At 57.5% G+C, this 11,859-nt stretch carries 11 protein-coding genes and 1 pseudogene; 3 read left to right on the top strand and 9 right to left on the bottom strand.

All coding sequences use genetic code 11. The features are described from left to right. Window positions 1–32: 32 nt before the first annotated feature. Window positions 33–332 (top strand): hypothetical protein, encoded by a 300-nt coding sequence (locus ACIOWA_RS15530; RefSeq protein ID WP_339465370.1) that lies wholly within the window; start codon window positions 33–35, stop codon window positions 330–332. Between the two features lie 8 nt (window positions 333–340). On the opposite strand, the gene ACIOWA_RS15535 is transcribed toward ACIOWA_RS15530, so the two are convergent. Genes ACIOWA_RS15535 through ACIOWA_RS15545 form a run of 3 tightly spaced genes read right to left on the bottom strand, consistent with a single transcriptional unit; the run spans window position 341 to window position 1,778 of the window. Next, window positions 341–757: a hypothetical protein gene (locus ACIOWA_RS15535; RefSeq protein ID WP_267798225.1), complete on the bottom strand. Its 417-nt coding sequence runs from the start codon at window positions 755–757 to the stop codon at window positions 341–343. Beyond that, the gene (locus ACIOWA_RS15540; RefSeq protein WP_339432259.1) at window positions 754–1,326 is read right to left on the bottom strand and encodes a type VI secretion system amidase effector protein Tae4; all 573 of its coding nucleotides are present in this window, start codon (window positions 1,324–1,326) and stop codon (window positions 754–756) included. The genes ACIOWA_RS15535 and ACIOWA_RS15540 overlap by 4 nt, the downstream gene beginning before the upstream one ends. Then, window positions 1,326–1,778: a PAAR domain-containing protein gene (locus ACIOWA_RS15545; protein ID WP_401160574.1), complete on the bottom strand. Its 453-nt coding sequence runs from the start codon at window positions 1,776–1,778 to the stop codon at window positions 1,326–1,328. The genes ACIOWA_RS15540 and ACIOWA_RS15545 overlap by 1 nt, the downstream gene beginning before the upstream one ends. A gap of 259 nt (window positions 1,779–2,037) precedes the next feature. Between ACIOWA_RS15545 and ACIOWA_RS15550 the strand changes: the two are divergent. Beyond that, window positions 2,038–2,217: pseudogene (locus tag ACIOWA_RS15550) on the top strand (hypothetical protein); the annotation flags it as partial. Window positions 2,218–2,346: 129 nt separating this feature from the next. Here the strand turns inward: ACIOWA_RS15550 and ACIOWA_RS15555 are convergent. Next, window positions 2,347–2,580: a hypothetical protein gene (locus ACIOWA_RS15555; protein WP_339432261.1), complete on the bottom strand. Its 234-nt coding sequence runs from the start codon at window positions 2,578–2,580 to the stop codon at window positions 2,347–2,349. 299 nt (window positions 2,581–2,879) lie between these two features. Here ACIOWA_RS15555 and ACIOWA_RS15560 point away from each other — a divergent pair, with 299 nt between their 5' ends. Beyond that, entirely contained in the window at window positions 2,880–3,719 is an 840-nt protein-coding gene (locus tag ACIOWA_RS15560; protein ID WP_339432262.1) for a 23S rRNA (adenine(2030)-N(6))-methyltransferase RlmJ, read from the top strand. A 130-nt stretch (window positions 3,720–3,849) separates the two neighbouring features. On the opposite strand, the gene msrA is transcribed toward ACIOWA_RS15560, so the two are convergent. From msrA to ACIOWA_RS15585, 5 genes are all read right to left on the bottom strand, one after another. Further along, window positions 3,850–4,515, bottom strand: a complete 666-nt coding sequence (gene msrA, locus ACIOWA_RS15565; RefSeq protein WP_339432263.1) for a peptide-methionine (S)-S-oxide reductase MsrA — start codon at window positions 4,513–4,515, stop codon at window positions 3,850–3,852. Window positions 4,516–4,660: 145 nt separating this feature from the next. After that, window positions 4,661–7,357 carry an EAL domain-containing protein gene (locus tag ACIOWA_RS15570; RefSeq protein ID WP_339432264.1) on the bottom strand — a complete coding sequence of 899 codons (2,697 nt, stop codon included), beginning with the start codon at window positions 7,355–7,357 and terminating at the stop codon, window positions 4,661–4,663. A gap of 253 nt (window positions 7,358–7,610) precedes the next feature. Next, entirely contained in the window at window positions 7,611–9,008 is a 1,398-nt protein-coding gene (locus ACIOWA_RS15575) for an alkaline phosphatase D family protein (protein ID WP_339432265.1), read from the bottom strand. 281 nt (window positions 9,009–9,289) lie between these two features. After that, window positions 9,290–11,254, bottom strand: a complete 1,965-nt coding sequence (gene aceF / locus ACIOWA_RS15580) for a dihydrolipoyllysine-residue acetyltransferase (RefSeq protein WP_401160577.1) — start codon at window positions 11,252–11,254, stop codon at window positions 9,290–9,292. Between the two features lie 11 nt (window positions 11,255–11,265). Continuing rightward, on the bottom strand, window positions 11,266–11,859 hold a 594-nt coding region (locus tag ACIOWA_RS15585), incomplete at its 5' end, for a transketolase-like TK C-terminal-containing protein (protein WP_401160579.1).

Raw genomic sequence — 11,859 nt, forward strand, 5'->3', positions numbered from 1 at the left:
GGCTAACGTTTATCAATCATGGAGATAACAAAATGACGAACATGCACCCCGATCCACCCTACGAAAAAATCATCCCCCATCCCGACAACCGCTTCATGGCCCTCACCGGCAACTGCAGCGACATGCCCACCCTGTTCATCGACACCCACGTCCCCTCCGACATCCTGATGGACGCTGCCAACCACCGCATCCGAACCGTCGTCCAGGTGCTGGAAAACCTGTGCATGCGCGGCTCGATCGAGTGCGACTCGATGATCCTCAGCGACTTCGCCCAGCTCTGCGTGATCCCGTTGCGCGAAGGCTGCGATCTTTTGACGTTGAGGCAACGCTGAGCGCGTAATCAGTCTGAGATATACGCATCCTGCGACTTGATAAATGCTTCGAAGGCAGGTGAGTTGTAAATTTCGAGGCAAGAATAAAACACAACATTTTTGCCCGATTGCTTGCTGGTAGAAGAAGCCTTCGCATATGCGTCAGTCATGAATTTTTCGGTTTCCGCATAAGGGTCATGGATGACTTCAAGCGTATCTTCATTCTGCGATATTGCGTGTTGCCCTTTACCCATTGCGGAGTAGGCGCCAATAGCTAGTCCGATATCCGACTTGATGTCGGACTGATTTTTGAACTGATTCGATATGCAGTTGGCGAGACCGTAATTTTTCAGTGATGTCCTCGCACTGTTCACGTCTACTTCGCTTGCCAGGGCATTGCCAGATGCACCCAAAATGCTGAATGCGATGATTAGCTGGAACTTCATCCCTTTAACTCCCAAAAGTTGATCTTTTCCAGCGTTACGCCTGCCCGGTCGTAAGTGTGGCTATCTGGACGATGGTAGTCACTGTTGTCTCCGGTTGTGCTGCCATTCCACAAAGTCGCATGACCTGTAGCATCGAGCCATCCGGTGATCTCCATGATAATCACGCCTTTCTTGCCATTGATGAAATCCGCCTCACTCATTTTTAGCTCGCGATCCGGAGCGCCCCAGTTGTGTTTCAGGAACGTCAAAAAATCTGCGACTTTCATGATGTAGGGGAGTTGGTCTGCGCCGGCCAGACGATAAATGGACTTGCTCGGAATGATCGTTCCTTTCGGAATTTTGTATCCACCATAATTAAATCCCCTGCTTATCCTCAGTGCGCAAGCGTTCGCGTAAGCGTCAGGCTTTTCTGCTCGGGCTGCCTCAACGTTACCCCCAACAAGCGCATAAACATCAATCGAGCTTTTCAGGCCAACTTCTGCGTAAGCAGTCCACAGAGTGCTGAATTTTGGACGCTTTACGACGATGTTAGTGTTTACGCCACCTGAGCTGATATTGAGCTGAGCCATTAGACCTCACCTTCCATGTCGAAGACTTCACCTTGAAAAGCGTTTGGAATAATCGCTATACCTTTCGCCCCCACGGTGCCGGACAGAGTTTTTTCTGCTGCACCCGTGATCGTCACACTAACGATCTCGCCGGGTGAGTAACCCGAAGTTTTTACATGAATATTCAGGTCGGTGTAGAAGCGAGAAACCGAGTCGACCGGAATCTGGCTCTCCCCATATGAAAGCGTAATGCGTTGAATACTCTTTGGTTTGGGTATCAAAGGGATGATGGCTGAGAAGCTCGCAGCGCTGTGTTCGCCGCCGCCAAAGACGGATGATTGACCAGAGAGAACAGTGTTGGATTTCGGTGGACAACCACACGCTACATAATCGCCCTCTAGCGCAACCGGCCCTGCAGGTAGAGTGACTGTCTTGGTCCGACAGCGACGATGGGGCCTTTGCCAGGAGGGCATACAGGGCAACTGGCTATGTGGCCGATGGACGAAGTGCTCACGGCGTAATCAATGTTAATTCCGACGTTTCCTTCCAGTACCGAGCCTCCTGTTGAAGTTGGAGCACCGATTCCGATCACCTTTCTACCCATGTAAATTTCCCTCTTTACAGGTTTTAAGTGAGACGGATCTTCGCATTCCCTCTGCGATTGGAACGACGTGAATTCAGTAGGAAGATGTTTCTTTATGTTGCTTTTGTCGCGATGTGGCGTGGACGGTCGCCGCCAACTACCGCATACGCACGGTCGTCCAGGTGCTGGAAAACCTGTGCATGCGCGGCTCGATCGAATGCGATTCCCTCATCCTTAGCGACTTCGCCAAACTCTGCGCCATTCCCTTGCGCGACGGCTGTGATTTGCTCGGCGTCATCGGTCGACGCTTGGGCGCCACGCCTTCCTGATACCGCGAGATCAAAAGATCGCAGCCTTCGGCGGCTCCTACACGGGATCATCTGTAGGAGCTGCCGAAGGCTGCGATCTTTTGGGCGTCACATTTGCAAGCATGTTTGTTGGCATGGTTATTTTTGCTGTTAGATCTTTTCCACATTCCCCAGGAGTCTTCCCGCCGGGCCGTCAGATACGGTAAAGCTGACCTTATCGCCCTTTTTCAGATTCGGGTTGGCTGGAGTTGTTACGCTAAGCTCTCCGCTGTTGTCATCGGGCTGAACAGACACAGAATACGTTGGATAAACTCCGTTCGGATCTACGGTATAGGTTCCGCTGACGGTGCCCTTGCCCGGTGTAACTACAATATCCTTTGCCATTTCCAGCCTCCTTCCATCAATAAAAAATACTCGGCAATCGATTCATTCGTGCCTTGGTAACTATCAGTCAGCATTGCTGGCGGCGCTACTGTCAGACCTGACAGGTAGTTGACGGAATAATGACCGTTTGTCTGAGTCGGTCGTACTCTCCACGAAAAATCGCAGCCTTGATACAGACTGCTCGGGATCATCTGTAGTGTCGAAGGCTGCGATCTTTTGACGTTGAGGCCCTCTCGGCTGCCAACCCCTGACTTGCCGCCCGGTAAAAGGTAAACTTTGCGCCCTTCGCAGGAGCAGCCATGAATTATCGTCACGCCTTCCATGCCGGCAATCACGCCGATGTGTTCAAACACCTGACCTTGACCCGCCTCATCGCCTTGATGTCGCGCAAGGAGCAGCCGTTTGCCTATCTCGACACGCACGCCGGCATCGGTCTGTATGACTTGCAGGGCGATCAGGCCAACCGTACCGGTGAGTACCTGGAAGGCATCGCGCGCTTATGGGATCAGCCGGATCTGCCGGCGCTGACCGCCGACTATATGAAGGTGCTGCACGAGATGAACCCGGATGGCCAACTGCGCTACTACCCGGGTTCGCCGGAGCTGGCGCGGCGCCTGACCCGGCCGCAGGACCGGGTGATGCTCAACGAGAAACACCCGGAAGACGGCGTGCTGCTCAAGGACAACATGGCCGGTGATCGCCGGGTAAAAGTGCATCTGGGCGAGGGCTGGCACGTTGCGCGGGCGATGTTGCCTGTGCAGGAGAAGCGTGCGGTGATGTTGATTGACCCGCCGTTCGAACAGCTCGACGAGATGCAGCGTTGCGCAGCGTCGTTGAAAGAGGCGATTGGCCGGATGCGCCAAACCGTGGCGGCGATCTGGTATCCGGTGAAGGATCAGCGTGCATTGCGGCGTTTCTATCAGGACTTGGCTGGCACCGGTGCGCCGAAGTTGTTGCGCGTAGAACTGCTGGTGCATCCGCTGGACACGCCGAACAGCCTGAACGGTTCGGGCATGGCGATCGCCAATCCGCCGTGGGGGCTGGAGGAAGAATTACGTGAGCTGCTGCCGTGGTTGTCGAAGAAGCTGGGGCAGACCCGGGGCGGGTGGCAGATGGACTGGTTGATTGCCGAGAGTTGATCAACGGCAAGATTAAAAGATCGCAGCCTTCGGCAACTCCTACCCAGTTCGGCGTCGTCCACGCAATGTGCGTACGACCTTTGATCTCCTGTAGGGGCTGCCGAAGGCTGCGATCTTTTGCTTTAAAGGGTCAGTTACCCGCCAGGCTCGGTGGCATGCACACGCCGGTGCCGCCAATCCCGCAATAACCCTCAGGGTTCTTCGCCAGATACTGCTGGTGATACGCCTCGGCGAAGTACACGGTTGGTGCCTGCTCGATCTCGGTGCTGATCTCACCCAGGCCCGCCTTCGACAACTCGGCCTGGTAGGTCGCTTTGCTCTTCAGCGCCGCGTCCAGTTGTTCAGGTGTGGTCGCGTAGATCACCGAGCGGTACTGGGTGCCGATATCGTTACCCTGGCGCATGCCTTGTGTCGGGTTATGCAGTTCCCAGAACATCGCGAGCAGTGCTTCGTAGCTGACTTGCGCTTTGTCATACACCACCAGCACCACTTCAGCGTGGCCGGTCAGGCCTGAGCAGACTTCTTCGTAAGTCGGGTTCGGTGTGAAACCGCCGGCGTAACCGACCACGGTGCTGACCACGCCTTCACGCTGCCAGAAGCGGCGTTCGGCGCCCCAAAAACAGCCCAGACCGAAAATCGCAAAATCGACGTCCTGGAAAAACGGGCCAAGCAGCGGGGTTTCTTCGAAGACGAAGTGTTTTTCCGGCAGGGTCATCGCAGTTTCGCGGCCGGGCAGAGCTTGATCTTTAGTGGGGAGCACGTTTTTGTTCACCAGAATTTCCGAGCGCAGAACCATGATCGTTCCTCTCAGTCAGGATGGGATGTAAAAAATCAGACCGCCAGTGTGCCCAATGATGCCCGATTTCGCACTATTCAAATGTGGGAGCGACGGTGCGACGATTCCACAGGGGAAATTCATCGACAGGGGAGATCTGTGGTGCTCAGAGGCAGAGCGGGCCGCGTGGGTAGCGTTTGAGGGCCTGGATCAGCTCGGCGCCCGGGATTGGCCGATCGAACAGGTAGCCTTGGCCGACATCGCAGCGATGACGACGCAGGAACGCCAGTTGCTCGGCAGTCTCGATACCTTCGGCCACGACTTTGAGTTTCAGGTTGTGGGCCATGGCGATCACCGCGGAGGTGATTTCCATGTCGTCCTGGTTGTCGGGGATTTCGTGGATGAAACTGCGATCGATCTTGATGACGTCGATCGGGAATTTTTTCAGGTAGCTGAGCGATGAATAACCGGTGCCGAAGTCGTCCATGGCCAGGGTCAGGCCCAGGCGCTTGAGCTGATCGAGCTGCAGGTGCGTGTCTTCGGTGGCTTCGAGCAGCAGGCCTTCGGTCAGTTCCAGTTCGAGCAGATTGGCCGGCAACGCTTCTTCCTTGAGGATGTTGGCGATGGAGGAGACCAGGTCCGGATCGGAGAATTGCTTGGGCGACAGGTTGATCGCTACTTGCAGATTGCCCATCCCGGCGGCGGTCAGGGCTTTGCTCATGCGGCAGGCCTGACGGGCGATCCACTTACCGATCGGAATGATCAGACCGGTTTCTTCGGCGACGCTGATGAACTGGTCCGGGCGAATCATCCCGCGTTCCGGATGATTCCAGCGCAAAAGTGCTTCCATGCCCAGCAGGCGACCGCTGCGCAGGCATAGTTTTGGCTGGTAGAACACGTCCAGTTCATTCTGGGTCAGGGCGCGGCGCAGGTTGTTCTCAACGAACAGTTTGTAACTGGCCTCGGCATTCAGCGCTTCGGTAAAGACTTGCACCTGATGTTTGCCGTTGGCCTTGGCCTTGTGCAGGGCCAAACCGGCGTTACGCATCAGGGTTTGTGGATCACGGCCGTGCAGCGGCGCGCAGGCCAGGCCTACGGAGCCGGTGACGCTGATCAGTTGGTTGTCGACGAACATCGGTTTGTCGAGGGTCATCAGCAACTGGCTGGCGATCTGTTGGCCGGCCTCAAGGTCGGTGTTGTCGAGCAACACAGCGAATTCGTTACTGGCGAAACGGGCGAGGCTGCCGCTCGGGCTCAGGCTGTTGCGCAGACGGCGGGCGAGGCTGATCAACAGTTTGTCGCCGGTCTGATGGCCGAGGCTGTCGTTGATCCGTTTGAAATTGTCGATGTCCACCAGCAGCAGGCTGATCGGGGTATCGCTATCCCGGGCGAAGCGTTCGTCCAGATTGCGGATAAATGCAGGCCGGTTGCCGAGGTTGGTCAGGTTGTCGGTGTACGCCAAACGCTCGATGCGTTGTTGCGCCAGTTTGGTCTGGGTGATGTCTTCGTAGATGCCGATGTAATGCGTCAGCTCACGGTTGTCGCCGTACACCTTGGAGATCGACAACTGGCCCCAGTACGGTTCGAGGTTTTTGCGGCGGCTCTTGAATTCGCCCTGCCAACTGTTGCTCTTGGCCAGCGCCGAGGGCGCGTCGAACAGCAGTTCGCTGAGGTTTTCCAGGGCCGGCAGTTCCGACAGGCGCTGGCCGTGGACTTCCTCGGTGGTGTACTGGGTGATGGCGGTGAAGCTGGGGTTGACGTACTCGACCACGCCGTCGCAGTTGACCAGCAAAAACGCGTTGGCACTTTGCTCGACCGCACGCTGGAACAGATGCAGGGCGCTGGTGGCGGTGCGGCGATTGTGGTTGTTGATCACTTGTGCGAACTGGTCGGCCAGTTCGCCGGCAAAGGCGATTTCATCGGACTGCCAGGCGCGGGTGACGCCGGTCTGTTCCAGGCACAACACGCCGACTACGTGGCCGTCGACGCGGATGCTGGCGTCGAGCATGGCATTGACGTCACGTGGGCGCAGGGCCTCGGCCATTTCGCGGGTACGCGGGTCACGCATCGCGTTGTGGGCGTCAATGGCGCGGCTACTGTGCAGCGCCTCCATATAGTCGGGGAAGCTGCTCACGTCGATCACGTCGGGCAGGATGTACTCCTGCGTTGCGCGGTGGTAAGCCGAGATCGGCACCAGTTGCTGGCCGTCGAGGTTCCACAGGCTGGCGCAGTCGATTTCGTAGATGTCGCAGGCACTGCGGGTGATCAGTTCGGCGGCTTCTTGCAGCGAGTTGTGCGTGCTGTAGCGCTGACGGGCGAGCAGCAGAATCAAATCTTGCTGGGCACGCACGCGTTCGAGGTGTTGCAGTTGTTCCTGCTGGGCGCGCTGGTTCAGTTCAAGGGCGATTTGCAGTCGGGAATTCTGGGTTTCGAGGTCAACGGAGGGCAGTGCTTGCGCATCGTCAAAGACCTTGTCAACCGCCAGCAGATAGCCGCGCAGCAGATGGCGGTTGTGCTGTTTATACGCCTCGCCGAGTTCGAGGATACTCAACATGCCTGCCATGGTGTGCAACGTATAGCGCACCAGATAGTACGGGCCCACGCTGAGCTGCTGCTGGATCGCGTCGTGCAGTTGATAACGCGCTTCGGGTTCCATCAGGCTGGCGTAAGGCGAGCCGACCAGCGCGCAGAGCTCGACGGCCGGTTGACCGAACTGGCGTTCGCAGTTGGGATCAAGAAACAGCATCGCCCAGCTGGCTTCATTCAAGCGCTCGAAACGCAGCATGCCGAGCCGCGAGGGCACAGGCAACTGCGTCACTACCTCGGCCGCCGTACGGCTGGCGGCATCGGGTTGGCTCTTCATGAAGGAAACTCGCTTGGAAATATGCTGAACGCGCCGGGCTCTCGCCCTCTTTACTGTTGCCTGCGGCAAGGTTGCATCATTGCGGCACTGACTGACAAGAGTGATGAAGGCCAAGTGCTATAAGAATGTGTCGGCTGCTCGGAGCATTTCTGCAGTGGGGGCGATAAAAGAGCCAAAGATCGCAGCTTGCGGCAGTGCCTGCGGGGGGTTGCAACCTATGCAGGCGCCGCCGAAGACTGCGATTTTTTGCGTTTCAGCGCAATTTCAGGCTGATGGTTTGCAGCTTTTTCCCGTTCTGATCGTGGTAATTGACCAAGATTTGATCAGTCTCGACCACAAGGTGGGCGAAGTTGTCCTCGCCGACCACCTCGCTGGTCAATTCATGCACATAGTCGCCCGCCGCCGTGCGCACCAACGGCTGATCAAGGATGAAGGTGGACGCCTTGGCGTACGGCAAGAGTTTGCTGTTGCACAGCGGCGAGGAAACGATGGTGTGGACTTCAAAGTCCGGATCCTGGCTGTGTGTCAGGCGCGACGTCAGCGAGCCGTGTACGTCGCCAGAAACGAACACGACATTTTTGATCTGTCGGGTGCGGATGGTTTCGAGCAGGCGCAGACGCTGTTCCGGAAAGGCTTTCCAGGCGTCATCGCCGTGAAACTTGCGATCCGGGTAAAACATGACGCTGGTGACCACGAACTTGACCCGTGCCGGGCTGTTGATCAGCCATTTAAGCAATGCTTGCTCTTGCGCCTCATCGAGAATGCGTCGGTCACTGGCTGACAAGTTGCGGCGAGTGCGACTGTCGGTCACAAACCACTCGATATCGCCGTCACTGAATTGATACCAATAGTGCTTAAGCGTTGAACGATCAACTTGACCGCTCGTTGTCAGTGCGTGTGCCGGGCTGTGACTGACTTGATACAACTCATACGCGGCCATGGCATTGCGATACAACTCATGATCGGATTTACCGGCGTTTGCCGGCCAGTTGTCTTCGATTTCATGATCATCAAGAATCATGTAGGTCGACGTCGTTGACATCAGTCGTTGTATGTTGGGTTGTGAAAACGCTGCGCGGTACTTTGCAAGAATATCTTTATATTCCCGATCCGGTGCAATCAGGTTCAGGTCATCGACATAGATTTGATCTCCGGTCATGAGTGTTGCACTGATCGGCGGCTGTGCGCCTTCGATCAACTGGTTGATAGATGCAAAGATCCGGTCGCCTAAATGGGGCAGCGACGCGATACCTGCCGTCATGCGCAGGTAGCGGCATGAGCCGACGATGTATGCACGAGGTTGCAAGGCTTTGCTGGAGCGGGTGCGAAACCGGTAAATCTCCCTCGGCCACTGCAGCGGCAACTCCGCCACACTGTGAACGGTATGCACGGGATTCATCGGGCTGAACCATACTGCCTGGTACTCATACTCGGTATCAGTGCTCAAGTTGTTGAGTGTCAGTACTTCCGTCATGTCGCGTAGCGCGCTTAACTTGGCGAACGTACCTTTTGACCAGTGTTGTGATCCGGAACTGCGGTAACGGATTGCAGCAAATACTGCTGCATTGCTTTGATAATCGCCGCGAATAAGAATTCGCGCATGGTTAGTTGTGATGTGACCTATGAGTGGGCCAATAGTCGGTTTGAACATGTTCGAATCCATTCGAATTAACGTTTGATTGGGAATAACTAAGGCAAGAATTTTTAGTTAACTTTGCTGTGTCAAGACTAGTTATGTAGGGAATAAAAATATCGTCGCGAAGTGGACGGTGGTCGTAGCTGATGTCAGTACAACCTGTGGGAAAAAACCGCAGATTGGTTTTCGCGAGACAAAAAAAAGCCCCGTCAAACTGACGGGGTTGAGGTACGAGCGTGTGGCGCTCGAAAACGTGAAACGCAAGCGGCCCTCCATTGCCGGAGGGCCGCTTGGGATTACAGCAGGATGGTGCGGATGTCCGCCAGCAGGCTGCCCAGACGCTGGGTGAAGCGTGCAGCGGCGGCGCCGTTGATCACTCGGTGATCGTAGGACAGCGACAGTGGCAGCATCAGTTTCGGCTGGAAGGCTTTGCCGTCCCAGACTGGCTGGATGGTTGCCTTGGAAACACCGAGAATCGCCACTTCCGGCGCGTTGACGATCGGCGTGAAGCCGGTGCCGCCAATGTGGCCGAGGCTGGAAATGGTGAAGCAGGCGCCTTGCATGTCGTCAGCGGTGAGCTTCTTGTCGCGGGCTTTGGCGGCCAGCGCAGCGGCTTCGGCTGCCAGTTGCAACAGGCTCTTCTGGTCGACGTTCTTGATGACCGGTACCAGCAGGCCATCCGGGGTGTCGACGGCGAAGCCGATGTTCACGTATTTCTTGCGGATGATCGCTTTGCCGCTTGGCGCCAGCGAACTGTTGAAATCCGGCAGTTCCTTGAGCATGTGCGCGCACGACTTGAGCAGCAGCGGCAGGATGGTCAGCTTGACGCCAGCCTTCTCTGCAACGGCTTTCTGGGCAACGCGGAACGCTTCCAGCTCGGTGATATCAGCCGAGTCGAACTGAGTCACGTGCGGGATGTTCAGCCAACTGCGGTGCAGGCTCGACGCGCCGATCTGCATCAGGCGAGTCATCGGCACTTCTTCGATTTCGCCGAAACGGCTGAAGTCGACGACCGGAATCGGCGGGATGCCCGCGCCACCGGTTGCGCCAGCAGCAGCGGCCGGTGCTTCCTTGGCCTTCTGCATCATCGCTTTGACGTAAACCTGAACGTCTTCCTTGAGGATGCGACCGTGTGGGCCGCTGGCGCCGACCGCATTAAGTTCAACACCGAACTCACGGGCCAGTTGACGCACGGCAGGGCCGGCGTGCACTTTGGCGCCCGGTTTGGCCGGCGCCGCAACCGGCGCGGCGGCAGCAGGTGCAGCGACTGCCGGAGCAGCAGCGGCAGGCGCTGGAGCACTTGGCGCAGCAGCGGCTGGAGCCGGGGCAGCCGCAGCCGCAGGGGCCGCGCCTTTGACTTTCAGCTTGAGGATCAGGTCGCCGGTGCCGACTTCGTCGTCCAGCTTGATGGAAACGCTTTCCACCACGCCAGCGGCAGGCGATGGAATTTCCATGCTCGCCTTGTCGGATTCCAGGGTGATCAGCGATTGGTCAGCCTCGACGGTGTCACCAGCCTTGACCAACACTTCGATGATCTTGGCCTTGCCGGCCGAACCGATGTCCGGGACATGGATGTCCTGAACGCTGTCGGCCACTGGGGCTGCCGGGGCTGCCGCAGGAGCAGGTGCAGCAGCGGCTGGCGCAGCAGCCTGAGCCGGAGCGGCTGCAGCCGGCGCCGCAGCACCTGCCACTTCCAGGTCCAGAATCAGGTCGCCCGTGCCGACTTCGTCGTTGAGCTTGACGCTGATGGCCTTGACCACGCCCGCAGCAGGCGACGGGATTTCCATGCTCGCCTTGTCGGACTCCAGAGTGATCAGCGATTGATCAGCCTCGACGGTGTCGCCGACCTTGACCTGAATCTCGATGATCTGGGCCTTGCCCGACGAGCCGATGTCCGGCACGTGCACTTGCTGAACCGAAGCGGCAGCCGGGGCCGCGGCTGGCGCGGCAGCAGCAGATGCGGCGGCCGGTTTTTCTTCGGCTTTGGCGGCCGGCGCGGCGGCAGGCGCAGGGGCCGCTTGCGCAGCGCCCTCGACTTCCAGCTCAAGCAGTTCGTCGCCTTCTTTCAGGCGGTCGCCCAGCTTCACTTTCAGGCTTTTGATGACGCCGGCCTTCGGGGCCGCCACTTCCATGCTGGCCTTGTCCGATTCCAGAGTCAGGATGCTCTGGTCGGCTTCGATGCGGTCGCCGACCTTCACAAACAGTTCAATTACTTCACCTTCACCGCTGCCGATGTCAGGTACGCGAATGAGTTCGCTCACAGGGTTTCTCCTCAGCAGTCCAGTGGGTTGCGTTTTTCCGGGTCGATGCCGAACTTGGTGATGGCTTCAGCCACGACCTTAGGTTCGATATCGCCACGGTCAGCCAGTGCTTCCAGGGCTGCCAGTACCACGAAATGACGGTCGACTTCGAAGAAATGACGCAGTTTCTTGCGGCTGTCGCTGCGGCCGAAACCGTCGGTGCCCAGGACTTTGAATTCCTTGGACGGTACCCACTGACGGATCTGCTCGGCGAACAGCTTCATGTAGTCGGTGGATGCAATGACCGGACCTTTACGGCCGCTCAGGCATTCTTCGACGTAGCTCTGCTTAGGCTTCTGGCCAGGTTTCAGACGGTTGCTGCGCTCTACGGCCAGGCCGTCGCGACGCAGTTCGTTGAAGCTGGTGACGCTCCATACGTCAGCGCCGATGTTGAACTCTTCACGCAGGATCTTCGCCGCTTCACGCACTTCACGCAGGATGGTGCCGGAGCCCATCAGCTGTACGTGGTGGGCTGCTTCGCGGGTGTCTTCTTCAAGCAGGTACATGCCTTTCTTGATGCCTTCTTCGGCACCGGCCGGCATGGCTGGCTGCTGGTACGACTCGTT

It is taken from the genome of Pseudomonas sp. NPDC087614, assembly GCF_044743485.1.
Taxonomy (GTDB): domain Bacteria; phylum Pseudomonadota; class Gammaproteobacteria; order Pseudomonadales; family Pseudomonadaceae; genus Aquipseudomonas; species Aquipseudomonas baetica_A.